The following is a 25,223-nucleotide window of genomic DNA, read 5'->3' on the forward strand; positions in this document are numbered from 1 at the left end:
GCATTCCACGCCGTGAGCTGAAGGCGGCTTTATTCGTCGACTGCGGAGCTCTCGCTCGACGAAGCGTCTATTTCACCTCGATCGATCACCTCTTGCACACCGAAGTCCGCCCCGGTGCGTTCGTAATAGCTGATTAGCCGTAACAGGCTCTCCTCGGAAAATGGGTTGCCTCTAAAGCTGATGTTCTCTGCGATATCCAGCGACAGTTGCAGAATGTCGCTTGGTGCTTCGGTGATTGCGTTTGTGCTCAGGTCTGCCCAATCCAGTTCCGCCAGTTGGAACAGCCCCGGCGGTATTTCGGTGATGCCCGTGTCATGGAGCAGAACGGTCGCCAGGTCAGGCATCTGGCTCAAGTCTGGTGTTTGCCCTAGTGGGTTGGCGCTCAGGTCGAGGTAGTCGAGTTTGTCCAGTCTCGCCAACGCGCTTGCCGATTCCGGCGACAGGGTGATGCGGCATTCAGGGAGCGACAACGACCGCAATTGACCCATCTGGAACACCGCATTTGGAATGTTGCCCAGATGACCGTCGCGAAGCCTAAGGCTTTTGAGGTTGGGAAAAGACGCCAGGAAATGCCCGGCGCGGGTCACTCCGTCGGCGCTGCGTAACTCCAGTGATGTCACATGACTGAAGTCGGCGCTCAGGGTAGGCAGTTCGCCGTTGATGCAGGACTCGAACGAGTTCATAGGTGGGCTCCAGCGCCTCATTGAAATCATCCTGTGCGCTTTCATGCCGCCAGCACTGTTCCAGTGTCTGTTTGAACTGGTCGCGGTTCATGTGCTCGACAAGCTGTTGTTGGGCGGTGAAAGGTTCGCCCGTCAACGGGTGTTGGGCCGGAAGATCGGCGGCCCATGCCGCCAAGTCGTTGCTCAGGTGTGCCAATTCCGCTTCAAGGTTTGTCAGCTCGATCCGGCCGTCTGCCAGTGTGCCTGACAGTTCATAGACAAACTCGCTCGCCTGTTCGACCTCCAGGTTAGGGTACAGCGCCCTGACTCGGTTGATGTCCGCCTCTGGGGCATAGATACCTAAATCGTATGAGCTGTCGAAGTAGTGATGCTTGATCAGTTGTCGGGCGTTATCCGAAAGCGGATTGTGCGTCAGGTGTATTGCGCGTTTGGTGTACACCGGGCTTTCGAATAATGGCGAAGGCAGCTCACTGATGCTGTTGTGTAGCAGCTTGGCGGTATCAAGTTTGGGGTGGCGAACTACGCTGTCGGGAATGTCGGTCAGGCCGGTACGGCTCAGGTCCAGGTAAACAAGCTCAGGCATAGATTCGACACTGGGCACCTTGGTGAACGGGTTCTGGTACAGATCCAGCATGACCAGTTTGTTCAATGAAGACAGTTTCGCCCAGTTGGCTGCATCAAACCTGATTGCGCAATCGCTTAACACCAGCGCATCAAGCGCCGTCATTCGAGGAACGGCCTCGGGGAGGGAGGTCAGGGAAAAGCGTTTTAAATCGAGCTGGCGCAAGCTGGTGAAGCGCTGAAGAAACTCGGGAACACCCTGCACCGCATGAGTCCCTTCAAGGGACAGCAATGACACATGGGGGAAATCGGCCGTCAGCGTCGGTAGATCGCCAAGAATCGGCTCGGCAAATCTGAGCGCATAGCGTGGCGTGTCATCCGGGCCATTGAAGTGCTGCTCTGATTGTCGGCGCCAGCTGCGCTGGATTTCCTGGGCCAGCAACCTGCGATTGTGTTGAGCAGCCTGTCGTTCCAGTTCGTTCAAGGGGGCTCGGGTTTGCGGATGAACAGTGGGCGAGTCATTTATCCAGGTGTTCAGGTCCTGATGCAGACGCGAGAGCTCGCGGGACAGGCGAGAGAGCTCCATGCGAGCGCCGTCGGGATGCGTTTGTAACTGGAGAACAACAGACTTGAGCTCCTCCTCGGAAAGACTGGGGTAAACCTCGAGAACACGGTCGTTGAGGGACGGCGTCAGGGAAGGGCTGTGCCTGTATCCATCCGAGCCGCCAGGCAAGCGCATGGTCGTCGGGTCGTAGAACGGTTTTCGATTGGGTTTTTTTGCGAACAGCTTGCGTAGTGTCGGTTGGTCCAGGGCATGTTCGGTGATGTGTTGTTTGAGTGTCTGAGCATCAGTAATCGATGGGCTCAACGCATTACGCTGTGCTTTCGGCAACGCTTGAAAGAGTCCCTGATAAAAATCACCGGGCACCGATTTGCTGTCTTGATAAACCTGGTAAGTGCCACCTTCGGCGCGCACCAGTGTTTTCAAGGTTGGCGCATCGGCCAGGCCAATGCTGTCGCGGAGAAGTCCATCATGGGTGTAATCCCTCACTTCAATACGCAGCTCGGCGGCAAAACCGGGCAGCGAATTCAGGCTTTGCAAAGCCAGTCGGTGAGTGTCGGTGTTGTCCAAGACGTCGGCATAAAGGCCTTCATAGGCTCGGGTTGCGCGTACGGCCTCCATGGCTTTTAGTGCCGCCTCCTTGAGTCGTTGCGGCGCGCGCCCGTTGTGCAATTGACGTAATTCGGTTCCGGTGGCATTGCTCACCAGCTCTTGCGCGACATCGGTCGGCAATCCCTTCACGCCGTCGAGCAGTGGCTGAAGGTGCTGATTATCGGTTTTTTCCTGTGTGCGATAGCGTGTATCGAACAGCGATTTTTGGCGCTTTCGGGCGAGTTCGGCCGTTTGTTTTCTGAAGGTTTGCGTTTGGGTTTCCGGCGCCGGCATTGGCGTGTCGACAGGCCAGGAATCGAATCCGGTCAGCAATTGATGCTGCAGGGTCACATCGGCCTTCCGATAGCGTTCGGGTTGGTCGCTGCCGATCTGTTCGATAAAGGTTTCGATGTCCCGATTGATCCTGAAACGCTTGATCGTGTCTGTCAGCAACGAAGGCGGACGATAGTGTTCGACATGCATTTCGCGCACTACGTTGTCGTGGTAACCGCTGACCCGCAGGATCTGTTCGCGCTCGGCGTGGGTGAGCGACTCGACGCTATGGCCGAGGCGGCGCAGGACCTTTTCCCGGTCCCAGTTCAGCGGTTGCTCCAGTTCTGTGTGCCAGGCACCGTGGCTGTTATGCAGCAGAGGCGGTTGATAGGTGTCGGTTCGGTTCGGGTGCTCAATCCGAAACGTGCCGGGCACGCGGTCGGGCTTTACGGCATACAGTTTTCCCTCCAGTGGCAGCAGCGTCTTGCCCTCGTGTTGATAGAGGCCGAGATGATCGGGTTTTACTCCTTCGGGCAAAATGAGTGCTTGTTCGTAAGGCTTGAGATCCGGCTTCCAGTAGCGGGTTTTTCCTTCGGGTGTTGTGACGAGTTTGAGTGGGTCGACAAGCGCAATAGCTTCACGAGAGAGCAGGCGTCGGAAGGTCCGGGCAGCGATGGCGCCGCCCACCGCAAATGTCCCCACCTGAACCACCGTTTCGACGAACGTCATCAGATGCCCGAACGCTTCTGTTTTCAGCCCTTCCGTCAGGTCCACTATGCCTTCGAAGGTTTCGTCGAGTAACTGGTAGGCCATGTAGCCCAGCACTAATTCGCCGAGAAACGGAACGAAAGGCAGCGCAACGAACGTCGCGATTTCAAGGACCGTTGAAACCACTTTGCTGAAGGCGCTCCACAACTCCCATCGCACATTGCTGTCAGCCGTGGCGGTGGAGACGGCGAGCGTGCTTGCATCGTTGAGAACCTTGTTCAACTGTCGCTCATAGAGATGGTTCCACAGGTTCGCTCTGAACGGGATCGCCGAAAACCGCAAGTCAGGCTTGTCGATGGGCGTTTCGCGCCAGCTCGGCAGTGGGTCGCCATGTCGGTGTTGATGCCAGGTCGCGCTCTGGAGGCGACGGTTGAGGTCCGCGAAAAAATGTCCTCTTTCCTTGTGGTCGACGAAACGACTGAAGAACGTTTGATAAGCGGGCGAGCGCAGTTTGCGGGTCAGTTCGGCCATGAACGCTAATGTATTCGGGTATTCCTTGAGAGGGTGCTCTGGATCATCGGGAATGTAGGCAATGATCCGTGTTGCCGTGCGAGCGCGCTCCAGGTTCGCTGCGAATATCACAATGCCAGTCAGCGAAGAGGACATCATTGTCAGGTTGTGACCGTATAGCGGCTGCCCATCCATTCGAGCACCCGAACGCCCTTCCAGAGTGCGCAGGATCGAGAGATGGGCATCCGCTGAAATATCCTTTTGGGCTTGCGCCATCTGCAGTGCAGATTGGAGTGCTGTTTTGTGTGAGCCGATCACCTTCGATTTCAACACCGCGCCGGCTACCGGGTTGGACAGCCCCAGATTGTCTTTGAGGTAAGCGTTGTACCGGGCGCCGATATCCAGTTCCCGGCATAGCCGGGTAAAGGCCGGGATAGTGAGCTTTTGCTTGACCGTCGGCAGCGTATCGAACAGCCCTGTGGGCGAAGGTTTGGTGATGAACGTCGAGGTTGACTCGTAAGCCCCTGCCGCTGTTTCCGATTCCTGGAAGTTATGCAGGGCGGCGTCGAGCATCGACACTGTCCAGGTGCGCGCGGCACCCGTCTTGATTCCGAAAAGCGGCGCGGTTTGAGGGATGTACAGGCGCAGGAAAGTGGTTTTGACGTCCAGATCCAGGTCAAATCGGGTTTTCAGGGCCTCGCTCAGCAGCGGCTCGGCAAAGGCTTGTGCGTTTCGCAGCTTCGACAGCATCGAGTCCAGACGATTTCGATGGGTCCAGTGTTCCTGGCTGATTTTTTTCAGCGATTGGTGCTGCTGGGGTGTTGCGGTGCCATGCCAGCCCGGCGTCATAAGCGTGGCGTTCTTGAGGGCGCGGTGTGTACTGGACGATGCTTCTAATACCCAGGCTGGCAGATTGTTGAACAGGTGATGATAGTGATCGTCCGGTTGCGTAGCGGATTCACTGCCTCCAGTAGTGGAAAGGCGATCGTTCTCGTATCGGCTCATGCGCTATTCCCTTAGCGTTTTTGAATGAGCCGCCAGCAAAACAGACGATGATCGGTTCCGTGCGGTACATATTTACCGCACCGTTGGACAACCCTGCCTATAACCTGTGCCGGCAGTTTAAACTGCGCCTTTGCGACGCTATATGTCGCATTGCCGTAAACCCGGCTGAAACCGGGGTTTGCGCTATAAGAAGTTGTCGCTTGGCGGCAAGGCCGGGCTGAAAACTGTCCTTACAATCCCCCCCATCGCTCGCCAGTTTCAGGCGAGTGTTCCTCATCAGGAGACTCCGATGTCCGTTGAGCACGCTGCGGTACAACGCGCCGATTTCGACCAGGTAATGGTTCCCAACTACGCGCCTGCCGCTTTCATCCCAGTGCGTGGCGCCGGTTCCCGTGTCTGGGACCAGTCTGGCCGCGAGCTGATCGACTTCGCCGGCGGGATTGCCGTTAACGTATTGGGCCATGCGCACCCGGCGCTGGTCAGTGCCTTGACCGAGCAGGCGAACAAACTGTGGCATGTGTCCAACGTCTTCACCAATGAGCCGGCCTTGCGTCTGGCCCATAAATTGATCGACGCTACTTTTGCCGAGCGCGCGTTCTTCTGCAACTCCGGTGCCGAAGCCAACGAGGCCGCCTTCAAGCTGGCCCGTCGTGTCGGTTTCGATCGTTTCGGCAGCGAGAAGTACGAAATCATCGCCGCGCTCAACAGCTTCCACGGTCGTACCCTGTTCACCGTGAACGTCGGTGGTCAGTCGAAGTACTCCGATGGCTTCGGTCCGAAGATCACCGGTATCACCCACGTGCCGTTCAACGATCTGGCTGCTTTGAAAGCCGCTATTTCCGACAAGACTTGCGCTGTGGTTCTGGAACCGATCCAGGGCGAGAGCGGCGTGATTCCGGCCGAACTCGAGTACCTGCAAGGCGCCCGTGAACTGTGCACCGCGCACAACGCGCTGCTGATCTTCGACGAAGTGCAAACCGGTATGGGCCGCAGCGGCAAGCTGTTCGCCTACCAGCAGTACGGCGTGATCCCGGACATCCTGACCAGCGCCAAGAGCCTGGGCGGTGGTTTTCCGATCGCCGCGATGCTGACCACTGAAGACCTGGGCAAACACCTGGTCGTCGGCACTCACGGCACCACGTATGGCGGTAACCCGCTGGCGTGCGCTGTCGCTGAAGCCGTGATCGACGTGGTTAATACCCCTGAAGTGCTGGCCGGCGTCAACGCCAAGCACGACAAATTCAAGGCCCGCCTGGAACAGATCGGCAAGAAGTACGGCCTGTTCACCCAGGTCCGTGGTATGGGCCTGTTGATCGGTTGCGTGCTGAACGATGCCTGGAAAGGCAAGGCCAAGGACATCTTCAACGCCGCTGAAAAAGAAGGCCTGATGATTCTGCAAGCCGGCCCGGATGTGGTTCGTTTTGCGCCAAGCCTGGTGGTTGAAGACGCCGATATCGATGCCGGTCTGGACCGTTTCGAGCGCGCTGCGGCGAAATTGACTCAAGCCTGATTCATGCAGTGCTTCTCAACGCCTATCGTTATAGATCGGCGCTGAGACAATTTTCCTGTGCCGGGCCTGCCCGGCATTTTTCCCCCCGAGTTGGCGCAATTCGCCAACCTGAAGTTAAGTAAGGAGTGACACCATGCTGGTGATGCGCCCCGCGCAAATGGCTGATCTGGGCGAGGTACAGCGTCTGGCTGCGGACAGCCCGATTGGTGTCACTTCCTTGCCGGATGACGTTGAACGCCTGAGCGACAAGATCGCTGCAAGCGAAGCCTCGTTCGCCGCCGAAGTCAGCTTCAATGGTGAAGAGAGCTATTTCTTCGTCCTCGAAGACACCGTCACCGCCAAGTTGGTGGGCTGCTCGGCCATCGTTGCGTCGGCCGGTTATTCCGAGCCGTTCTACAGCTTCCGTAATGAAACCTTTGTGCATGCCTCCCGCGAGCTGAAGATTCATAACAAGATCCACGTGCTGTCCCAGTGCCACGACCTGACCGGCAACAGTTTGCTGACCAGTTTCTACGTGCAGCCGGAGCTGGTGGGGTCGGCCTGGTCGGAGCTCAACTCCCGGGGTCGCTTGTTGTTCGTGGCCAGCCATCCGGAGCGTTTTGCCGATTCTGTGGTGACCGAGATCGTCGGTTACAGCGATGAAAACGGTAATTCGCCGTTCTGGGATGCCATCGGTCGTAATTTCTTCGACCTCAACTACGCCTCTGCCGAGCGTCTGTGCGGTCTGAAGAGCCGGACGTTCCTGGCCGAATTGATGCCGCATTACCCCATCTATGTGCCGCTGCTGCCGGACTCCGCTCAAGAGGCGATGGGCCAGGTGCACCCGCGGGCGCAGATCACCTTCGACATCCTGATGCGCGAAGGCTTCGAAACTGATCATTACATCGATATTTTCGACGGCGGGCCGACCCTGCACGCCCGTGTCTCAGGGATCCGTTCGATCGCCCAGAGCCGAGTAGTCCCGGTGAAAATCGGCGAGCCGGTCAAAGGCGCCGGTCGTCAGTACCTGGTGGCCAACGCCCAATTGCAGGACTACCGCGCCGTTTTGCTTGAGCTCGATTACGCGCCGGGCAAACCCGTGACCCTGGATCTTGAGGCGGCTGAAGCTTTGGGCGTCGGTGAAGGTGCCAGCGTGCGCCTGGTGGCGGTTTAACACCTGCCGCTACGCCTGGAAAGAATGCTTGGAAAGAATGCCTAAAAAGCAGCGAGTTTCACGGGTGGCGCAAGCGGCCCGTTTGAGGAGATAGCATGATCGTTCGTCCCGTACGCAGCAGCGATTTACCCGCTCTGATCGACCTGGCCCGCAGCACCGGCACTGGCCTGACCACCTTGCCGGCCAACGAAGAGCGTCTGGCCCATCGGGTCGGCTGGGCCGAGAAGACCTTCCGCGGCGAAGCCGGGCGGGGCGATGCGGACTACCTGTTCGTGCTCGAAGATGATGACGGCCGTGTGGTGGGTATTTCCGCCATCGCTGGCGCCGTCGGTCTGCGTGAGCCTTGGTACAACTTCCGGGTTGGCCTGACCGTCAGCGCTTCGCAAGAGTTGAACATCTATCGCGAAATTCCAACGCTGTTCCTGGCCAACGACCTGACCGGCAATTCCGAGCTGTGCTCGCTGTTCCTGCACGCCGACTACCGCACTGGCCTCAACGGTCGCATGCTGGCCAAAGCGCGGATGCTGTTCATCGCCGAGTTCCCGCAGTTGTTCGGCAACAAGATCATCGCCGAGATGCGCGGCATGTCCGATGAAGCGGGGCGTTCGCCGTTCTGGGAAAGCCTGGGGCGTCACTTCTTCAAGATGGAATTCAGCCAGGCTGACTACCTGACTGGCGTGGGCAACAAGGCATTCATCGCCGAACTGATGCCGAAATTCCCGCTTTACACCTGTTTCCTGTCGGAAGATGCGCGCAACGTGATCGGTCAGGTTCATCCGGACACCGAGCCGGCGTTGGCCATGCTCAAAAGCGAAGGTTTCAGCTATCAGGGCTACGTCGACATCTTCGACGCCGGTCCTGCGGTGGAGTGCGAAACCGGCAAAATCCGCGCAGTGCGCGACAGCCAGGCGCTGGTGCTGGCTATCGGCACGCCGGGTGACGACGCCACACCGTTCCTGATTCATAACCGCAAGCGCGAAGACTGTCGGATCACTGCTGCTCCTGCACGTTTCGCCGCCGGCACGCTGGTGGTCGACCCACTGACGGCCAAACGTCTTCAACTAAACGCCGGCGATCAAGTGCGCGCCGTTCCGTTGTCCGCTGCCAGGGAGCCGAAATAATGAATTCGCTATACATCGCAGGTGAATGGCTGGCTGGCCAGGGTGAAGCCTTTCAGTCGCTGAATCCGGTAACCCAACAAGTGCTGTGGGCCGGCGAAGGCGCTGCCACTGCTCAGGTTGAGTCGGCCGTGCAAGCCGCGCGCCAGGCATTCCCTAGCTGGGCCCGGCGTACCCTGGAAGAGCGCATCACCGTGCTGGAGGCCTTTGCCGCTGCGCTGAAGAACCATGCTGACGAACTGGCTCGCACTATCGGTGAGGAAACCGGCAAACCTTTGTGGGAAGCAGCGACCGAAGTTACCAGCATGGTCAACAAGATTGCGATTTCGGTGCAGAGCTACCGCGAACGTACCGGCGAGAAGAGCGGCCCGTTAGGCGACGCCACCGCCGTGTTGCGTCACAAGCCACACGGAGTGGTCGCGGTGTTCGGGCCTTACAACTTCCCGGGTCACTTGCCGAACGGTCACATCGTTCCGGCGCTGCTGGCCGGTAATAGCGTGCTGTTCAAACCAAGTGAGCTGACGCCGAAAGTTGCCGAGCTGACAGTCAAGTGCTGGATCGAAGCCGGTCTGCCGGCAGGCGTGTTGAACCTGCTGCAAGGCGCTCGCGAAACCGGTATTGCCCTGGCGGCGAACCCAGGCATCGATGGCTTGTTCTTCACCGGCTCCAGCCGCACTGGCAATTATTTGCACCAACAGTTTGCCGGTCGTCCAGACAAGATCCTCGCGCTGGAAATGGGCGGTAACAACCCGCTGGTCGTTGAGCAGGTCGCAGACCTCGATGCTGCCGTTTACACCATCATTCAGTCTGCGTTTATTTCCGCAGGTCAGCGTTGCACCTGCGCCCGCCGCTTGCTGGTGCCACAGGGCGCCTGGGGCGACACACTGCTGGCGCGTCTGGTGGCGGTCAGCCGTACGATTGAAGTCGGCGCATTTGATCAGCAACCGGCACCGTTCATGGGCTCGGTGATTTCCCTCGGCGCTGCGAAAGTACTGATGGATGCGCAAGAGCATCTGCTGGGCAACGGCGCAGTCGCGCTGCTGGAAATGACTCAACCTCAAGCTCAAGCCGCCTTGCTGACCCCTGGTATTCTGGACGTCACGGCAGTGGCTGATCGCCCTGACGAAGAGCTGTTCGGCCCGCTGCTGCAAGTGATCCGCTACGTTGATTTTGAGGCAGCGATCGCTGAAGCCAACGATACCGATTTTGGCCTGGCTGCCGGTCTGCTGTCGGATTCCGAGGCACGTTATCAGCAGTTCTGGCTGGAAAGCCGTGCCGGTATCGTCAACTGGAATAAACAGCTGACCGGTGCTGCGAGCAGCGCGCCATTCGGCGGTGTCGGCGCCTCGGGCAACCACCGCGCCAGCGCCTACTACGCGGCAGATTACTGCGCGTACCCGGTCGCTTCGCTGGAAACACCGAGCCTGACCTTGCCGACCGCGCTGACACCCGGCGTGCGGATGTCGTAAGACAATCCTTAGCTTTTTGATGCCTATAAAAAACAGATGCGTGGAGCCTCGCTGATGAAATCCTATGAAGTCAATTTTGACGGTCTAGTGGGGCCGACCCATAACTACGGCGGTTTGTCCTACGGCAACGTCGCGTCCCAGAGCAACAGCCAGCAGTCTTCGAACCCGAAGGAAGCTGCGCTGCAAGGCTTGGCGAAAATGAAATCGCTGATGGAAATGGGCTTTCAACAGGGCGTGCTCGCACCACAGGAGCGCCCGGACGTGGCAGCCCTGCGTCGTTTGGGTTTCAGCGGCACCGACGCTCAGGTGATAGAGCAGGCGGCTAAAGACGCGATGCCGTTGCTGGTGGCCAGTTGCTCGGCGTCGAGCATGTGGGTGGCTAACGCCGCCACCGTCAGCCCGAGCGCCGACACCGCGGATGGTCGTGTGCATTTCACCGCAGCCAACCTGAACTGCAAATATCACCGCAGCATCGAACACCCCACCACCAGTCGCGTGCTGGGGGCGATGTTCGCTGACCAAAAACACTTCGCTCACCACGCCGCCTTGCCGGCCGTGGCACAGTTCGGTGACGAAGGCGCAGCCAACCACACCCGTTTTTGCCGTGAGTACGGCGAAGCGGGCGTCGAGTTCTTCGTGTTCGGTCGCAGCGCCTTCGACACCCGTTACCCGGCACCGCAGAAATACCCGGCCCGCCAGACCCTCGAAGCCTCCCAGGCGGTTGTCCGCCTGCACGGTTTGAGCGATGACGGCGTGGTCTACGCTCAGCAGAACCCTTCGGTGATCGATCAGGGCGTGTTCCACAACGATGTGATCGCGGTGGGTAACGGCGAGGTGCTGTTCTATCACGAGGACGCGTTCCTCGACACCGAGCAGATGCTCGCTGAATTGCAAAGCAAACTCGCCAAAGTCGGTGGGAAATTTCAGTCGATCTGCGTACCGCGTTCCGCGGTCGCTGTGGAAGACGCCGTTCGTTCCTACCTGTTTAATAGTCAACTGCTGTCGCGTCCTGACGGCTCGATGCTGTTGATCGTGCCGGAAGAATGCCGTGGCAATGAGCGTGTCTGGCAGTACCTGCAAGGGTTGACCAGCTCCGGCGGCCTGATCCGCGAAGTCAAAGTGTTCGATCTGAAGCAGAGCATGCAAAACGGTGGTGGCCCGGCTTGCCTGCGGTTGCGCGTGGCACTGAATGAAACCGAACTGGCAGCCGTCAACCCAGGGGTTATCATGACGGCACCGTTGTACGGCACGCTGACCGAATGGGTCGACAAGCACTACCGCGACCGCATGACCGAAAACGATCTCGCGGACCCGCAATTGCTGCTTGAGTGCCGGACGGCACTGGATGAATTGACGCAAATCCTTAAACTGGGCGCGGTTTATCCATTCCAGATCAATTGAACGTCGAGAGCGTAAAAACATGAGCGATACCCTGCAGCTGATCCTTGAAGACACCGACGGCACGCAACTGGAAACCTCCTGCACCCGCGTCGCGGTCATGTGGCAAGGCAAAGAGCTGTGGATTCAGCAAGACGGTCGTGGCCAATTGCTGATTGGCGTGGACGTCGAAGAAGGTGACGCTGAATACGCAAACCTGCTGCTGCGCCCATTGGCGACTAATCTGGTAAGTCTGCAACTGGAAATGGAACCGGCTGAAGTCGGTGACGAAGACCACGTGCACGGCCCGGATTGCGCACACGACCACTAAGGAAACCGCTCTATGCTCGCCCTCGGCAAACTGCTTGAACTGACCCTCGCCGGCCGCGAACCGGCGGAGAAGACTCAACTGACTGTCGAAGGCGTGCGCATGCGCTGGTTGAGCGAAGGTGCGCTGGAAGTCCGGCCACCTGAGGCCCGCGACAACGGCCTGGACCTGCTGCTATCGGCCGGCATCCATGGCAATGAAACAGCTCCGATCGAGTTGCTTGATCGCCTGTTGCACGACATTGCCCGCGGCGACTTGAAGCCGCGTACACGTATTTTGTTCCTGTTCGGTAACCCGGAAGCGATTCGCAAAGGCGAGCGTTTCATCGAGCAGGACGTCAATCGGCTGTTCAACGGTCGTCACGAACAAAGCAGCGGCTCCGAAGCTCTGCGCGCGTGTGAACTGGAGCGGCTGGCGGCGAGTTTTTTCAGCTTGCCGGATCGCAACCGTCTGCACTACGACCTTCACACCGCGATTCGTGGCTCGAAAATTGAGCAGTTCGCACTGTACCCCTGGAAAGAAGGCCGTCAGCATTCACGCCTGGAACTGGCGCGCCTTCGCGCTGCCGGCATGGAAGCGGTGCTGCTGCAAAACAAGCCGTCCATCGTTTTCAGTTCCTACACTTACGACAAACTCGGTGCCGAGTCTTTTACCCTCGAGTTGGGTAAGGCGCGGCCATTCGGGCAGAACGATGGGGTCAACGTCGACCTGCTGGAAACCCGTCTCAAACAGATTATCGAAGGCAACGAGCCGGCCCAGACCGAAGAGGCGCTGGACGGTTTACAGCTATTTAGTGTGGCGCGAGAAATCATCAAGCACAGCGATAGCTTCCGCTTGAACCTGCCAGCAGACATCGAGAACTTTTCGGAGCTGGAAGTGGGTTACCTGCTGGCCGAAGACATCGCCCTGACCCGGTGGATCATTGAGGAGGAAGGTGCCCGGATCATCTTCCCGAACCCCAAGGTAAAGAACGGCCTGCGCGCAGGCATCCTGATTGTGCCGACTATCGACGAAAACCTCGCATAACTGACGCCGCTGTAAAGATCGTTCCCACAAGCGTGGGAACGATCATTCAACTAGACGGCTACCGCGCGGGGCTCGCTACGACGCAGCGCACGCATCTTGTGCAACGTATCGGCGCACGTTTTCGCCGCTTCCTGGCCTTTATGCACAAAGTGCTCGAAGAAGAACTTCTGATGTTCTTCACCAGCATGGAAGTGGTGCGGGGTTAAAACCACGGAGAACACCGGCACTTCGGTTTCCAGCTGAACTTGCATCAGACCGCTGATCACCGACTGGGCGACGAATTCGTGGCGATAGATGCCGCCGTCGACTACCAGGCCCGCCGCGACGATGCCGGCATAACGACCGGACTTGGCCAGCAGCTTGGCGTGTAGCGGTATTTCAAAGGCGCCGCCGACTTCGAAGAAATCGATCTCCGATTCCTGATAACCCTGAGCAATCATTTCGGCCACAAAGCCCTGACGACTCTGGTCGACGATTTCTTTGTGCCAGCAGGCCTGGATGAACGCAACGCGCTCGCCCTGATGGTTTTTGCTTTTGCTATCGATTGCGGTGGGTTGCATGTTCTGACTCCTGTTTATGTAAAAAACAGGGCATATGGATCGAATGGGATTTAAGGGTACGCACGCTCGCACGAGTGCCTGCGGACGGCCCTTTGGCGCCAATCCCGTTCTCTCTTCATCCGGACTATGACCGTCGGCCCCGGGATCACACCGGGTCTGCTGACCTTGCCGCCATCACAGCCATTGCCGTGCCGGTCGCCAAGCGCTCGCGGGCTATGCGCATTGCGCGCAATTACCGCCGGTGGGGAGTTGCACCCCGCCCTGAGAACGTTTTGCCACCAGATTGTTTGGCAGCGAAGCGTTTTTAACACATATTCCTCACCTGTGCATTGCTGCTATCTGATGATTGCTATCGATTTTTTCGTCGCTTCAGGAAGCCATTTCCTACCCAAGGGTTGATTATTCGTCTGCATGACCGCAGTAATTCCAGACTGAAAGGGATTTCCCCTGCTTACCGAGGCCTGATTCATGAGCGTTATTGATCTTCGCAGCGACACCGTCACCCAACCGACCGCAGGGATGCTCGACGCGATGGCCTGCGCGGCCACCGGTGATGACGTTTACGGCGAAGATCCGACGGTCAATCGTCTGGAAGCCGAACTGGCAAAACGGCTGGGTTTTGCCGCGGCACTGTTTGTCCCGACGGGCACCATGAGCAATCTGCTGGGCTTGATGGCCCACTGCGAACGCGGTGACGAATACATCGTCGGCCAGCAGGCCCATACCTATAAGTACGAAGGCGGCGGCGCAGCCGTGCTCGGGTCGATCCAGCCACAGCCACTGGAAGTGCGGGCTGATGGTTCGCTGGACTTGGCCCACGTGGCGGCCGCGATCAAACCGGACGACTTTCACTTCGCCCGGACTCGCTTGCTGGCGCTGGAAAACACCATGCAGGGCAAGGTTTTGCCGCTGGAGTATCTGGCGCAGGCTCGAAGCTTGACCCGTGAGCATGGCTTGCAGCTGCACCTGGACGGCGCGCGACTGTACAACGCGGCGGTCAAATTGGGTGTCGATGCCCGGGAAATTACTCAGCACTTCGATTCCGTATCGGTCTGCCTGTCCAAAGGCCTGGGCGCGCCGATCGGTTCGGTGCTGTGCGGCTCGGTCGAGTTGATCGGCAAGGCGCGACGCCTGCGCAAGATGGTCGGCGGCGGGATGCGCCAGGCCGGGATTCTGGCGGCAGCAGGTTTGTACGCGCTGGATAACCATGTTCAGCGTCTGGCGGATGACCACGCCAATGCGCAGTTGCTGGCCGAAGGCTTGCGAGTGGCGGGTTACGAGGTCGAGCCGGTGCAGACCAACATGGTTTACGTGCAGATGGGCGACAAGGCCGAAGCCATCAAGGCGTTTGCCGGCGAACGCGGGATCAAACTGAGCGCTGCCGGACGTCTGCGCATGGTCACGCACATGGACGTCAGTCGCGCTCAAATCGAGCAGGTCGTTGCGACATTCGTCGAGTTTTCACGCAACTGATTGCGTTAGCGGTCCAATTGACCGTTTCTATCGTATAAACACGCTGTACCCCGCGCGCAGGGCCGATATAATGCGGCCCTTTGCCGTCGCTTCGTCTGTTGACGTTTCGCACAGGCCTTTGGCCGCAGCCTCCGTGGAAGAACCTAATGAAAAGCGCAGAAATCCGTGAAGCCTTCCTTCGCTTCTTCGAAGAGCAAGGCCACACCCGTGTAGCCTCCAGCTCTTTGATTCCGGGCAACGACCCAACCCTGCTGTTCACTAACGCGGGGATGAACCAGTTCAAGGACTGTTTCCTGGGCCAGGAAAAGCGCGCGTACACCCGCGCGGTCAGCAGCCAGAAGTGCGTGCGCGCCGGCGGCAAGAACAGTGACCTGGAAAATGTCGGTTATACCGCTCGTCACCACACGTTTTTTGAAATGTTGGGTAACTTCAGCTTCGGTGACTATTTCAAGCACGATGCGATTACCTACGCTTGGACCTTTCTGACCGGTGTCCTGAAACTGCCCAAGGAAAAACTCTGGGTAACGGTCTATGCCTCGGATGACGAGGCTTACGACATCTGGACCAAACAAATCGGTGTTCCGGTCGAGCGCATGATTCGCATCGGCGATAACAAAGGTGCGCCGTACGCGTCCGATAACTTCTGGACCATGGGCGATACCGGCCCGTGCGGCCCTTGCACCGAGATTTTCTACGATCACGGCGACCACATCTGGGGCGGTCCACCGGGTTCGCCGGAAGAAGACGGCGACCGTTACATCGAGATATGGAACAACGTGTTCATGCAGTTCAACCGCACCGCCGATGGCGTGTTGCATCCGTTGCCAGCGCCATCGGTAGATACCGGTATGGGCCTGGAGCGGATCAGTGCGGTGATGCAGCACGTTCATTCCAACTATGAAATCGACCTATTCAAGAACCTGTTGAGCGCATCGGCCAAGGCTATCGGCTGCAGCAACGACGATCAGTCGTCGCTGAAAGTCGTCTCAGACCACATCCGTTCGTGCGGTTTCCTGATTGCCGACGGCGTGCTGCCGTCCAACGAAGGCCGTGGTTACGTGCTGCGTCGGATCATTCGTCGTGCGTGCCGTCACGGTAACAAGCTGGGCGCAACCGGCAGCTTCTTCTACAAGATCGTCGCGGGGCTGGTCGCCGAGATGGGCGAAGCGTTCCCGGAGCTCAAGCAGCAACAGGGCAATATCGAGCGCGTGCTCAAGGCTGAAGAAGAGCAGTTTTCCAAAACCCTGGAGCACGGCCTGAAGATTCTCGAGCAGGATCTGCTGGAACTCAAAGGCACCGTGGTGCCGGGCGACGTGGTGTTCAAGCTGTATGACACCTACGGTTTCCCGATGGACCTGACCGCTGACATCGCTCGCGAACGTAACCTGACGGTTGACGAAGGCGGTTTCGAGCGCGAAATGGAAGCTCAGCGTGTTCGTGCTCGCTCGGCCAGCTCGTTCGGTCTGGACTACAACACGCTGGTCAAGGTTGACGTGGCGACCGAGTTCACCGGTTACAAGGCCAGCAGCGGTTCGGCCAAAATTGTCGCTATCTATAAAGATGGCCGATCGGTCGACGTCCTCAGTGAAGGCGAAGAGGGCGTGGTGGTACTGAACCAGACGCCGTTCTACGCTGAATCCGGCGGTCAGATTGGCGACTGCGGTTTCCTTCAGGTCGGCAACGCGCGCTTTGACGTACGCGATACCACCAAAACGGGTGGCGCCTTCTTGCATCACGGCGTGCTGGCGTCGGGCAGCCTGACCATCGGCGCGCCGGTAGAAACTCACGTTGATGCCGAAGTGCGTCACGCGACTTCGCTGAACCACTCGGCGACTCACTTGCTGCACGCAGCGTTGCGTCAGGTGTTGGGCGACCACGTTCAGCAGAAAGGCTCGTTGGTCGACAGTCAGCGCCTGCGCTTTGACTTCAGCCACTTTGAAGCCATCAAGCCTGAGCAGTTGAAGGCGCTGGAAGACATCGTCAACGCAGAGATTCGCAAGAACTCCGAAGTTGAAACCGAAGAAACCGATATCGAAACCGCCAAGCAGAAGGGCGCTATGGCGCTGTTCGGCGAGAAGTACGGCGACAGCGTGCGCGTACTGAGCATGGGCGGTGATTTCTCCGTCGAGCTGTGCGGTGGTATCCACGCTAACCGGACTGGCGACATCGGCCTGCTGAAAATTATCAGCGAAGGCGGTGTGGCCTCCGGCGTACGTCGTATCGAAGCGGTCACTGGCGCCGCGGCGCTGGCATACTTGAACGCTGCTGAAGAACAACTCAAGGAAGCGGCCAGCCTGGTCAAGGGTAGCCGCGACAACCTGATCGACAAGCTGTCGGCTGTGCTGGAGCGCAACCGTCTGCTGGAGAAGCAACTCGAGCAGTTGCAGGCCAAGGCTGCCAGCGCGGCGGGCGACGATCTGTCGGCTTCCGCCCTGGATGTCAAAGACGTGAAAGTGCTGGCCGTGCGTCTGGACGGTCAGGACGGCAAGGCGCTGCTGGCGCTGGTCGATCAACTGAAAAACAAACTCGGCCGAGCAGTGATCCTGCTCGGCAGTGTCCATGAGGAAAAGGTCGTTTTGGTTGCAGGCGTAACCAAAGACCTGACTGGCCAACTCAAAGCCGGTGATTTGATGAAGCAAGCCGCTGCGGCAGTGGGCGGGAAGGGCGGCGGTCGTCCAGACATGGCACAAGGCGGTGGTACTGACGCTGGCGCACTGGATGCGGCATTGGCCCTGACTGTTCCATTTGTAGAGCAGGGTCTATAAGGCAGTGTGTCCGGCTCGCAGTCTAGTGGCGGGCCGGAAAGCTGTTTGAGTGATTATTTGGGCGCCCTTCATGGGCAGAGGCGGCTTTGAAATGGCTTTGATCGTACAGAAATTTGGAGGCACCTCGGTCGGCACTGTCGAGAGAATCGAGCAGGTCGCGGACAAGATTAAGAAATTCCGCGATGCTGGCGATGACCTGGTAGTTGTACTGTCTGCAATGAGCGGCGAAACCAACCGTTTGATCGATCTGGCCAAGCAAATCAGTGGCGACGCTCAGCCAGTTCCTCGTGAGCTGGACGTGATCGTCTCCACCGGTGAGCAGGTGACGATTGCGCTGTTGGCCATGGCGCTGATCAAGCGCGGGGTGCCAGCAGTGTCCTACACCGGCAATCAGGTGCGGATTCTGACGGACAGTGCGCACAATAAAGCGCGTATCTTGCAGATTGATGACCAGAAGATTCGTGGCGATCTGAAGGCCGGTCGTGTGGTTGTTGTCGCCGGTTTCCAGGGTGTCGACGAGCACGGCAGCATCACCACCCTCGGTCGTGGCGGTTCCGACACCACTGGCGTGGCGCTGGCGGCAGCCTTGAAGGCTGACGAATGCCAGATCTACACCGATGTCGACGGTGTCTACACCACCGATCCGCGTGTGGTGTCCGTGGCTCAGCGCCTGGACAAGATTACCTTTGAAGAGATGCTGGAAATGGCCAGCCTCGGTTCCAAGGTGTTGCAGATCCGTGCGGTGGAATTCGCCGGCAAGTACAACGTACCGCTGCGCGTACTGCACAGCTTCAAAGAGGGTCCGGGCACCCTCATTACTATTGATGAAGAGGAAACCATGGAGCAGCCGATCATTTCTGGCATCGCTTTTAATCGCGATGAAGCCAAGCTGACCATCCGTGGCGTGCCAGACACCCCGGGCGTTGCATTCAAGATTCTCGGTCCGATCAGCGGCGCGAACATCGAAGTCGACATGATCGTGCAGAACGTTGCGCACGATAACACCACCGACTTCACCTTCACCGTGCATCGCAATGACTTCCAGGCAGCGCAAACCGTGCTGGAAAACACCGCTCGCGAGATCGGTGCCCGTGAAGTCGTTGGCGACATCAAGATTGCCAAGGTGTCGATCGTCGGTGTCGGCATGCGCTCCCACGCAGGCGTGGCCAGCCGCATGTTTGAATCCCTGGCCAAGGAAAGCATCAACATCCAGATGATCTCGACTTCGGAAATCAAAGTCTCCGTAGTGATCGAAGAGAAGTACCTGGAACTGGCTGTGCGTGCTCTGCACACGGCTTTCGAACTGGACGCACCGGCCCGACAGGGCGAGTGATGCGTTTGCCTAAGGGCGCGGTCTGACCGCGCCCTTTGTTTTTTTGAATGGTGCGACTTGAGGCTGTCCTTTTGCTCGCGCTAGTCAATACTCAGGCATGTAGGGCTGCAATCGTTCCGGTTGTAGGTCCAGTGCCTTTTTTTTGCAGACTGTTGTCCCTGAAATGAAATGCGTGAGGAGAAAGGTATGCTGATTCTGACTCGTCGGTGCGCAGAAAGCCTGATTATTGGTGATGGCGAAATCACCGTGACCGTGCTCGGCGTCAAAGGAAATCAAGTGCGTATCGGTGTCAACGCCCCGAAAGAGGTTGCGGTCCACCGTGAGGAAATTTACCTGCGTATAAAGAAAGAGAAGGACGAAGAACCAAGCCATTAATTTTTATCGTTTTTTATGTTTGCAAACGGGGAAGAAGCTGGTTAATATACGCCCCGTGTTGCGGAGAGCTGGCCGAGTGGCCGAAGGCGCTCCCCTGCTAAGGGAGTACACCTCAAAAGGGTGTCGGGGGTTCGAATCCCCCGTTCTCCGCCATTATTTGCGTAGTACGTTGTAATCTGGCTTCTTCGGTAAGTGTTTGAAATTACTAGAAAAAGTGCTTTACATAGAGATTAAACGGCCTATAATGCGCGGCAACAAATGCACTCGTAGCTCAGCTGGATAGAGTACTCGGCTACGAACCGAGCGGTCACAGGTTCGAATCCTGTCGAGTGCACCATTTAAGAGTTGTTTGCAGTAATGTGAGTGACTTGGCTTCAACCAGTTGTGATCTGGTATAAAAACACAAATGCACTCGTAGCTCAGCTGGATAGAGTACTCGGCTACGAACCGAGCGGTCACAGGTTCGAATCCTGTCGAGTGCACCAAACACCAAAAAGCCCGCGTTTAACGCGGGCTTTTTGCCGTCTGGGATTTGGCTTTTCCTTTGGTGCATCCTCTCTCATTGAACTCAACGTGTGCGCTACGACCTCGCTGGGTGTCGTAACGGTAGCTCGTGGCCGAGTTGCGAACACTGATCTTGTCTGGCTTGCCAAGGGCGCTTTCGACGTCCTGCTGACTCATGCCGGCGACAACCCGCTGATTGATGATCGCTTCGCGGCGCTCTCTGGCGCTGATGAGGTTTCCACATTTGTCTTCGGTCTTGCCGACGACAGTCGGATCTCTCCTTTTGATTTTCATACCTGATGTTTCCCGATTCTCGGCTTCCGGAATGAGAGGGGTCACGCTGCCTGGTGTGAAGGTGCGGACATCCTGCAGCGAAAGGCTGTCTCCGGCCTTGCAGCTCAATGCAGTGAAGGTGATGCGGCCGTCGGTCGCCTCGCAGCGGTGAACGGTCGTGGCAAGTGCCCAGGGTGATGGGCAGAGCAGGGTGATCAATAAAAAATAATATGCATTGGATGGCATTAAACGTCCTCCATGACGGTCCATCTGAAGGGTAGTCGTTACATTTTTCAGCTGTGGTGTGTTTTCTTTTCAGGATGAGTCGTCGCAGTCTGATGGATCGGGCGGCGCTCAGGTTTGTCTTGCAAGCGCTTGTTTCAGCCACGATTTTTTAACGTTTAAAACCGTCGGGCGGTGTATCATTGCGCCCGTCAGCCCCGCCGGGGCTTGTGGAATACCTCCATGGACTTACCCAGTAGTTACTCAGTACCCCGTTTTTCCAATCATGAATTGACTGATTGATCCTTCCGGCGTGCCCTGCTGCTGGGAGTGGAGTTCGCCTATGTCTGAAGTTGAAGTAAAGAAAACGCAGGAAAGCCTGCAGGACCGCCTCGCTCAAGTTGTTGAGCTGCTGCAGCGTCAGCGGGTGGTCGAAGACCTGACTCACCGCCAGGAAGGTCCGCATCACGACCGGGTCGAGAACCTGGTTCACCGGCAAAACCTCGTCGAGTTGCAACGCAAGCTCGATGATTTGCACTCTGCCGACGTCGCCTACATTCTTGAAGCGTTGCCGCTGAACGATCGTCTGACGCTCTGGCAATTGGTCAAGGCCGATCGCGACGGCGACATTCTGCTTGAGGTATCCGATTCGGTTCGTGAAACGCTGATCGCCGACATGGACGATCACGAACTCCTGGCTGCGGCCAAGGACATGGACGCCGACGAACTTGCTGATCTGGCCTCCGAGCTGCCGCGAGACGTCGTCCACGAACTGATGGAAACCCTCGATGGTCAACAGCGTGAGCGCGTCCGCTCTGCGTTGTCCTACGACGAGGAGCAGGTCGGTGCGCTGATGGACTTCGAGATGGTGACGATCCGTGAGGATGTCAGTCTCGAAGTGGTTTTGCGTTACCTGCGCCGCCTCAAGGAGCTGCCAGGCCATACGGACAAACTGTTCGTGGTCGATTACGACGGCGTGCTCAAGGGCGTGCTGCCAATCAAGCGCTTGCTGGTCAACGACCCGGAAAAGCAGGTTTCAGAAGTCATGGCCAGCGATCCGGTGAGTTTTCATCCGGACGAAGACGCCTATGACGCTGCTCAGGCGTTCGAGCGTTACGACTTGATCTCGGCGCCTGTGGTCGACAAGAACGGCAAGCTGATCGGTCGTCTGACCATTGACGAAATGGTCGACCTGATCCGTGAAGAGAGCGAAAACGAAGTTCTCAACATGGCGGGCCTGCGCGAAGAAGAAGATATTTTTGCGTCAGTCTGGAAATCCCTGCGTAACCGTTGGGCCTGGCTGGCAGTTAACCTGGTCACCGCGTTCATCGCCTCCCGGGTGATCGGTCTTTTCGAAGGCTCCATCGAGAAATTAGTGGCGTTGGCGGCACTGATGCCGATCGTGGCGGGTATCGGCGGTAACTCGGGCAACCAGACGATCACCATGATCGTTCGGGCCATGGCACTGGATCAGGTCAGCACCGGCAATACTTCGCGTCTGATGCGCAAGGAGTTGGCGGTAGGTTTGATCAATGGTCTGGTGTGGGGCGGTGTGATCGGTGTCGTCGCCTATCTGCTGTATGGCAGTTGGTCTCTGGGGGTTGTGATGACCGCTGCCATGACGCTCAACCTGTTGCTGGCGGCATTGGCGGGGGTGTTGATTCCCATGACCCTGGCGCGGCTTGGGCGCGATCCTGCGATGGGCGCCAGTGTGATGATCACCGCCATGACGGACAGCGGCGGGTTCTTCATCTTTCTCGGGCTGGCGACGATTTTCCTGCTCTGACTTGCCAAGGCTAAAACCCCGCCAATCCGAGCAGCACTTAAAGAAAATGCTCCGTATCGAAAGATACGGAGCATTTTTCGTTATGGCCCGCAGCAAGATGAACTGACGGTCACTGCCGAATCGGTCAAGTCACGCCTGCGGCAAGGCGTAGGCGTTCTTCGACCAACCAACCGACAACCTATCGCAGTGGCTGTTTGGGCGTGCTCGGTTTTTGCTGCGACAACTCGACGGCGCAAGAGCTGAAACGCCCTTTTTGTCTGCTGCCCACAAAAAATCGAACGCCTCGAACAAGTCGGGGCGTTTGATTGGGATCAACATCAGTGCTTTTTACACGGTCTGTTTCGGTGGGTTTTTAATGACTGGATTTCAGGCAAAAAAAAGCCAGCGAGTAAGCTGGCTTGAGCTTTCGGATGAAATCAGGAGGCGTCTGCGGCCATTTCGGCATCATGCGCAATCAGCGAAACAAGAGCGTTCTGCTGACGGTGGGAGAGTTGGCGGAAGCGTTGCAGCAGTTCACGTTCGTGCAGTGACAGCTCCGGGCTGTCCAGGCGCATGCTCAATTCTTCGCCTAGCGCGCCTTCCTGAATAAGGCTTTGCTCAAGGCGCGCGATGATTTCGGAGTTCATGCTGCGATGATGATTGCGAGCCACCTCGGCAATGCGTTCACGCATTCCGTCTGGCAGACGTACGACGAACTTGTCAGCCGTACGGCTGGAATAAATTGCCTGTTTCAATGGGCGCATATATTTAACCGGTTAGTTCAGGGGAGCGGTTCTCGGGATTGGCCGCAGGATGTCTGATAGGACAAGCGGTCTGGCCAAATGTTCAACCTGAATTGATAGAGGCTCGCATCATGCCTCAAAGTAGCCAGTTCATTGGCGTCAATTCTGTGACAAATATTGAACTGGATAAAGGCGTTATGCCAGCACCAATTATCAGAAATGCGGACTGGTTTGAAAAGTTTGCGCTGGTCCGTATTACTGACCGCCTCCTCTTGCCCGGCAGGTGATGTCGTGAGACTCCTGAAGGCGCATGCTGTGCAGATTCGATCATTCGATCATTCGATCATTCGATCAGTGTTCCTTACTTGTACAGAATAGTGGCAATTGGCCGATTTACTAGGGGAAGACGTGCAGTGGAGGGTGATTTCAAGATGGATGGCAGGCTGATTTACTTGATGGGGCCTTCTGGGTCCGGCAAGGACAGCCTCATCGAAGCCGCTCGAGAGCCGTTGCAGGCGCTCAATTGTGAAGTCATGCGTCGGGTCATCACACGTTCAGCCGAATCAGTGGGCGAAGATGCGATCGGCGTTTCCCGGGAAGAGTTCGAGCAACACAGGGCCGAGGGCGATTTCGCGCTGTGCTGGAACGCCAATGGCCTGGATTACGGTATTCCGATCGTAATAGATCAATGGCTCAATGAGGGTCGGCATGTCTTGGTCAACGGTTCTCGCGGCCATCTGGTTCAGGCGCTGCAGCGGTATCCAACGCTGTTGCCTATTCTTTTGACGGTCCAGGATGAAATCCTGCGAGAGCGCTTGCTGCGCCGTGGTCGCGAAAGTTTCGCGGAGATTGAAGCAAGGTTGCATCGCAATGGATTATTCACGGCAGAGGGTTCGAGCGAAGATGCGCGCAACCATCGACTCGACAATTCAGGTGAGCTGTCCGCCGCGGTTGCCAATTTGCTGGACCTGTTGAGGATTATCGCAGTACAGGATCGAACTTGATCTTGCGCCCGGCAATCAGCGCGAGCACAAACAGCGCACCGAACACGCCGCTGGCGACCAAAGGCAGGGTGAGGGTCGTATCCTGGACCAGTGACAGATGAAGAGTGCCGCTCAGTAAGGCGAGGATGAAAAACCCGGCGGCTGATTTGGACATGCGGTGCTCCTGATTGGGGGGATTCAAAATACCAAACGCTCTGAAGACTGAGCCGGCAGCAGAATGCCTTCCTGGTTCACTTCTTGGCTGACAACGTTACGTTGATCGCTCATTACCGCCAGTTGAGGTGCTCTTTGCACCTGAAGGTAATGAGGCATGCGTTGAGCAACTGGCTCAACATCTCTCTCGGGGACAAAATGAAAAGCCAGCAGAATCGCCGCAGCTAGCGCGTTCGAGAGTAAAAGGGTGCTGTTCATGAGGCTTGCCTCCGATGATCTTCGAGAACAGCTAAAGCAGCTCGCATGCCAATCGTCTATCGGTAATTAAACCCGTTAAAAACAATTAGTTAAGATATCTCGCCAAAGCACCTGCATTGCATTATGCAATGATGGCTTTTTGCGGTGATGCAATTTGCACGGTAAACGAAGCCACGCTCCTGCGGGGCTTCTGCCTACACTTAAAAAGCCGACGGACGACATGACAAAAGCAGGCCTGCCCGTTAATATGCACGCCGTCCATCGCATCTCGTTTCTTCGTGGTCGATCTGTGTCTCAGTAGCTCAATTGGATAGAGCATCCCCCTCCTAAGGGGAAGGTTGGCAGTTCGAACCTGCCCTGGGACACCATATAACTCAAGGCCTCTAGAAATTCATGACCACTCCGATAAACCCTCGTTGGTGTAGGGTGGGGTGCAAGCGGGTTGCTTCAGGCATAAAAAGCCTCGCTCAGGTAAATATCTGGCGGGGCTTTTTCATGGCTGTTTCGTCATATCAAGGAGAGGGGTGGATGCGCTGGTGAGTTCACTCTGGTCACAATAGCGTCTGCCGGGGGTGGCGGTGTTCTATTGGTCGTCCTTAAAAAACATTAAGCTGCGAAGCGCCTGCTGAGCGATTTAGCCAGTCTGTTGTATGGGTAAGGAAAAGAATTTTCAGTGGGGGGTTGACCGCGTATTTTAATCCTGTATTATTCGCCTCCCGCTAACGAGCAGTTCAATGCTTGGTCTGGCCTAGGTAATTGATTTTATTGATAAAATCAGGAGCTTTTAAGGGTGCTAATTGAAGGCGTTTGCTGTAGAGTGCACGCCTCGGTTGAGACGAAAGATCTTAACCAACCGCTCTTTAACAACTGAATCAAGCAATTCGTGTGGGTGCTTGTGGAGTCAGACTGATAGTCAACAAG

The 25,223-nt window shown here is 57.3% G+C and carries 19 protein-coding genes, 4 tRNA genes, 1 pseudogene and 1 riboswitch; of the genes and pseudogenes, 18 read left to right on the top strand and 6 right to left on the bottom strand.

Going from position 1 to position 25,223, the window contains the following annotated elements:
• Positions 1–29: 29 nt before the first annotated feature.
• Positions 30–4,893 (bottom strand): annotated as a pseudogene (locus ACXPVS_RS17710) (dermonecrotic toxin domain-containing protein).
• A 289-nt stretch (positions 4,894–5,182) separates the two neighbouring features.
• Between ACXPVS_RS17710 and ACXPVS_RS17715 the strand changes: the two are divergent.
• The 7 genes from ACXPVS_RS17715 to astE all read left to right on the top strand — a co-directional run bounded on the left by ACXPVS_RS17715 (position 5,183) and on the right by astE (position 12,874).
• A complete protein-coding gene (locus ACXPVS_RS17715) occupies positions 5,183–6,403 on the top strand; it encodes an aspartate aminotransferase family protein (protein ID WP_458511085.1) in 1,221 nt (406 codons plus the stop codon).
• Positions 6,404–6,536: 133 nt separating this feature from the next.
• Positions 6,537–7,556: an arginine/ornithine succinyltransferase subunit alpha gene (gene aruF / locus ACXPVS_RS17720; protein ID WP_458511086.1), complete on the top strand. Its 1,020-nt coding sequence runs from the start codon at positions 6,537–6,539 to the stop codon at positions 7,554–7,556.
• A gap of 95 nt (positions 7,557–7,651) precedes the next feature.
• Positions 7,652–8,677, top strand: a complete 1,026-nt coding sequence (gene astA / locus ACXPVS_RS17725; RefSeq protein ID WP_458511087.1) for an arginine N-succinyltransferase — start codon at positions 7,652–7,654, stop codon at positions 8,675–8,677.
• Positions 8,674–10,143 carry a succinylglutamate-semialdehyde dehydrogenase gene (astD, locus tag ACXPVS_RS17730; RefSeq protein ID WP_458511104.1) on the top strand — a complete coding sequence of 490 codons (1,470 nt, stop codon included), beginning with the start codon at positions 8,674–8,676 and terminating at the stop codon, positions 10,141–10,143. Before astA ends, astD begins: the two co-directional genes overlap by 4 nt.
• A gap of 54 nt (positions 10,144–10,197) precedes the next feature.
• Positions 10,198–11,544 (top strand): N-succinylarginine dihydrolase, encoded by a 1,347-nt coding sequence (astB, locus tag ACXPVS_RS17735; RefSeq protein WP_458511088.1) that lies wholly within the window; start codon positions 10,198–10,200, stop codon positions 11,542–11,544.
• Positions 11,545–11,563: 19 nt separating this feature from the next.
• Positions 11,564–11,851 (top strand): hypothetical protein, encoded by a 288-nt coding sequence (locus ACXPVS_RS17740; protein WP_033056735.1) that lies wholly within the window; start codon positions 11,564–11,566, stop codon positions 11,849–11,851.
• 12 nt (positions 11,852–11,863) lie between these two features.
• A complete protein-coding gene (astE, locus tag ACXPVS_RS17745) occupies positions 11,864–12,874 on the top strand; it encodes a succinylglutamate desuccinylase (RefSeq protein WP_458511089.1) in 1,011 nt (336 codons plus the stop codon).
• Positions 12,875–12,924: 50 nt separating this feature from the next.
• Here the strand turns inward: astE and ACXPVS_RS17750 are convergent, their stop codons facing one another.
• Positions 12,925–13,434, bottom strand: a complete 510-nt coding sequence (locus ACXPVS_RS17750) for a 6,7-dimethyl-8-ribityllumazine synthase (protein ID WP_458511090.1) — start codon at positions 13,432–13,434, stop codon at positions 12,925–12,927.
• Between the two features lie 102 nt (positions 13,435–13,536).
• Positions 13,537–13,707, bottom strand: a riboswitch (FMN riboswitch).
• A 195-nt stretch (positions 13,708–13,902) separates the two neighbouring features.
• Here ACXPVS_RS17750 and ltaE point away from each other — a divergent pair.
• The 7 genes from ltaE to ACXPVS_RS17785 all read left to right on the top strand — a co-directional run bounded on the left by ltaE (position 13,903) and on the right by ACXPVS_RS17785 (position 19,865).
• Entirely contained in the window at positions 13,903–14,907 is a 1,005-nt protein-coding gene (ltaE, locus tag ACXPVS_RS17755) for a low-specificity L-threonine aldolase (protein ID WP_458511091.1), read from the top strand.
• A gap of 146 nt (positions 14,908–15,053) precedes the next feature.
• Positions 15,054–17,672, top strand: coding sequence for an alanine--tRNA ligase (gene alaS / locus ACXPVS_RS17760; protein WP_458511092.1), 2,619 nt, complete (start codon positions 15,054–15,056; stop codon positions 17,670–17,672).
• 91 nt (positions 17,673–17,763) lie between these two features.
• A complete protein-coding gene (locus ACXPVS_RS17765) occupies positions 17,764–19,005 on the top strand; it encodes an aspartate kinase (protein ID WP_458511093.1) in 1,242 nt (413 codons plus the stop codon).
• Between the two features lie 186 nt (positions 19,006–19,191).
• Positions 19,192–19,380 carry a carbon storage regulator CsrA gene (gene csrA / locus ACXPVS_RS17770; protein WP_002554426.1) on the top strand — a complete coding sequence of 63 codons (189 nt, stop codon included), beginning with the start codon at positions 19,192–19,194 and terminating at the stop codon, positions 19,378–19,380.
• Between the two features lie 62 nt (positions 19,381–19,442).
• Positions 19,443–19,533: transfer RNA gene (locus ACXPVS_RS17775), tRNA-Ser, on the top strand.
• A gap of 107 nt (positions 19,534–19,640) precedes the next feature.
• Positions 19,641–19,717: transfer RNA gene (locus ACXPVS_RS17780), tRNA-Arg, on the top strand.
• Between the two features lie 71 nt (positions 19,718–19,788).
• A tRNA-Arg gene (locus ACXPVS_RS17785) sits at positions 19,789–19,865 on the top strand.
• Between the two features lie 19 nt (positions 19,866–19,884).
• On the opposite strand, the gene ACXPVS_RS17790 is transcribed toward ACXPVS_RS17785, so the two are convergent.
• Complete coding sequence (locus ACXPVS_RS17790; protein WP_458511094.1) at positions 19,885–20,403, bottom strand: cell envelope protein SmpA; 519 nt, start codon at positions 20,401–20,403, stop codon at positions 19,885–19,887.
• A gap of 319 nt (positions 20,404–20,722) precedes the next feature.
• On the opposite strand from ACXPVS_RS17790, the gene mgtE reads away from it, so the two are divergent.
• Positions 20,723–22,165 (top strand): magnesium transporter, encoded by a 1,443-nt coding sequence (mgtE, locus tag ACXPVS_RS17795; protein WP_458511095.1) that lies wholly within the window; start codon positions 20,723–20,725, stop codon positions 22,163–22,165.
• 416 nt (positions 22,166–22,581) lie between these two features.
• Here the strand turns inward: mgtE and ACXPVS_RS17800 are convergent, their stop codons facing one another.
• The gene (locus ACXPVS_RS17800; protein WP_003178899.1) at positions 22,582–22,908 is read right to left on the bottom strand and encodes an Arc family DNA-binding protein; all 327 of its coding nucleotides are present in this window, start codon (positions 22,906–22,908) and stop codon (positions 22,582–22,584) included.
• Between the two features lie 110 nt (positions 22,909–23,018).
• Between ACXPVS_RS17800 and ACXPVS_RS17805 the strand changes: the two genes are divergently transcribed.
• A complete protein-coding gene (locus ACXPVS_RS17805) occupies positions 23,019–23,174 on the top strand; it encodes a hypothetical protein (RefSeq protein ID WP_458511096.1) in 156 nt (51 codons plus the stop codon).
• 144 nt (positions 23,175–23,318) lie between these two features.
• Positions 23,319–23,891: a phosphonate metabolism protein/1,5-bisphosphokinase (PRPP-forming) PhnN gene (phnN, locus tag ACXPVS_RS17810; protein WP_458511097.1), complete on the top strand. Its 573-nt coding sequence runs from the start codon at positions 23,319–23,321 to the stop codon at positions 23,889–23,891.
• On the opposite strand, the gene ACXPVS_RS17815 is transcribed toward phnN, so the two are convergent.
• Together ACXPVS_RS17815 and ACXPVS_RS17820 are read right to left on the bottom strand one after the other, a co-directional pair.
• Positions 23,866–24,045, bottom strand: a complete 180-nt coding sequence (locus ACXPVS_RS17815; protein WP_458511098.1) for a PA3371 family protein — start codon at positions 24,043–24,045, stop codon at positions 23,866–23,868. The two genes, phnN and ACXPVS_RS17815, sit on opposite strands and share 26 nt — an antisense overlap.
• Positions 24,046–24,068: 23 nt before the next feature.
• Positions 24,069–24,302 carry a hypothetical protein gene (locus ACXPVS_RS17820; RefSeq protein ID WP_458511099.1) on the bottom strand — a complete coding sequence of 78 codons (234 nt, stop codon included), beginning with the start codon at positions 24,300–24,302 and terminating at the stop codon, positions 24,069–24,071.
• Positions 24,303–24,593: 291 nt separating this feature from the next.
• Between ACXPVS_RS17820 and ACXPVS_RS17825 the strand changes: the two genes are divergently transcribed.
• A tRNA-Arg gene (locus tag ACXPVS_RS17825) sits at positions 24,594–24,670 on the top strand.
• Positions 24,671–25,223 lie beyond the last annotated feature (553 nt).

The organism is Pseudomonas sp. Ma2-10 (genome assembly GCF_054330215.1).

Bases quoted from the DNA above. Each gene is read 5' to 3' on its own strand.
- ACXPVS_RS17800 (WP_003178899.1), bottom strand. From the start codon at position 22,908: ATGCGCCCATTGAAACAGGCAATTTATTCCAGCCGTACGGCTGACAAG.
- ACXPVS_RS17750 (WP_458511090.1), bottom strand. From the start codon at position 13,434: ATGCAACCCACCGCAATCGATAGCAAAAGCAAAAACCATCAGGGCGAG.
- ACXPVS_RS17765 (WP_458511093.1), top strand. From the start codon at position 17,764: ATGGCTTTGATCGTACAGAAATTTGGAGGCACCTCGGTCGGCACTGTC.
- csrA (WP_002554426.1), top strand. From the start codon at position 19,192: ATGCTGATTCTGACTCGTCGGTGCGCAGAAAGCCTGATTATTGGTGAT.
- ACXPVS_RS17805 (WP_458511096.1), top strand. From the start codon at position 23,019: ATGCCTCAAAGTAGCCAGTTCATTGGCGTCAATTCTGTGACAAATATT.
- astE (WP_458511089.1), top strand. From the start codon at position 11,864: ATGCTCGCCCTCGGCAAACTGCTTGAACTGACCCTCGCCGGCCGCGAA.
- ACXPVS_RS17820 (WP_458511099.1), bottom strand. From the start codon at position 24,302: ATGAACAGCACCCTTTTACTCTCGAACGCGCTAGCTGCGGCGATTCTG.
- ltaE (WP_458511091.1), top strand. From the start codon at position 13,903: ATGAGCGTTATTGATCTTCGCAGCGACACCGTCACCCAACCGACCGCA.
- phnN (WP_458511097.1), top strand. From the start codon at position 23,319: ATGGATGGCAGGCTGATTTACTTGATGGGGCCTTCTGGGTCCGGCAAG.
- astA (WP_458511087.1), top strand. From the start codon at position 7,652: ATGATCGTTCGTCCCGTACGCAGCAGCGATTTACCCGCTCTGATCGAC.
- mgtE (WP_458511095.1), top strand. From the start codon at position 20,723: ATGTCTGAAGTTGAAGTAAAGAAAACGCAGGAAAGCCTGCAGGACCGC.
- ACXPVS_RS17740 (WP_033056735.1), top strand. From the start codon at position 11,564: ATGAGCGATACCCTGCAGCTGATCCTTGAAGACACCGACGGCACGCAA.
- astB (WP_458511088.1), top strand. From the start codon at position 10,198: ATGAAATCCTATGAAGTCAATTTTGACGGTCTAGTGGGGCCGACCCAT.
- ACXPVS_RS17715 (WP_458511085.1), top strand. From the start codon at position 5,183: ATGTCCGTTGAGCACGCTGCGGTACAACGCGCCGATTTCGACCAGGTA.
- alaS (WP_458511092.1), top strand. From the start codon at position 15,054: ATGAAAAGCGCAGAAATCCGTGAAGCCTTCCTTCGCTTCTTCGAAGAG.
- ACXPVS_RS17815 (WP_458511098.1), bottom strand. From the start codon at position 24,045: ATGTCCAAATCAGCCGCCGGGTTTTTCATCCTCGCCTTACTGAGCGGC.
- ACXPVS_RS17790 (WP_458511094.1), bottom strand. From the start codon at position 20,403: ATGCCATCCAATGCATATTATTTTTTATTGATCACCCTGCTCTGCCCA.
- aruF (WP_458511086.1), top strand. From the start codon at position 6,537: ATGCTGGTGATGCGCCCCGCGCAAATGGCTGATCTGGGCGAGGTACAG.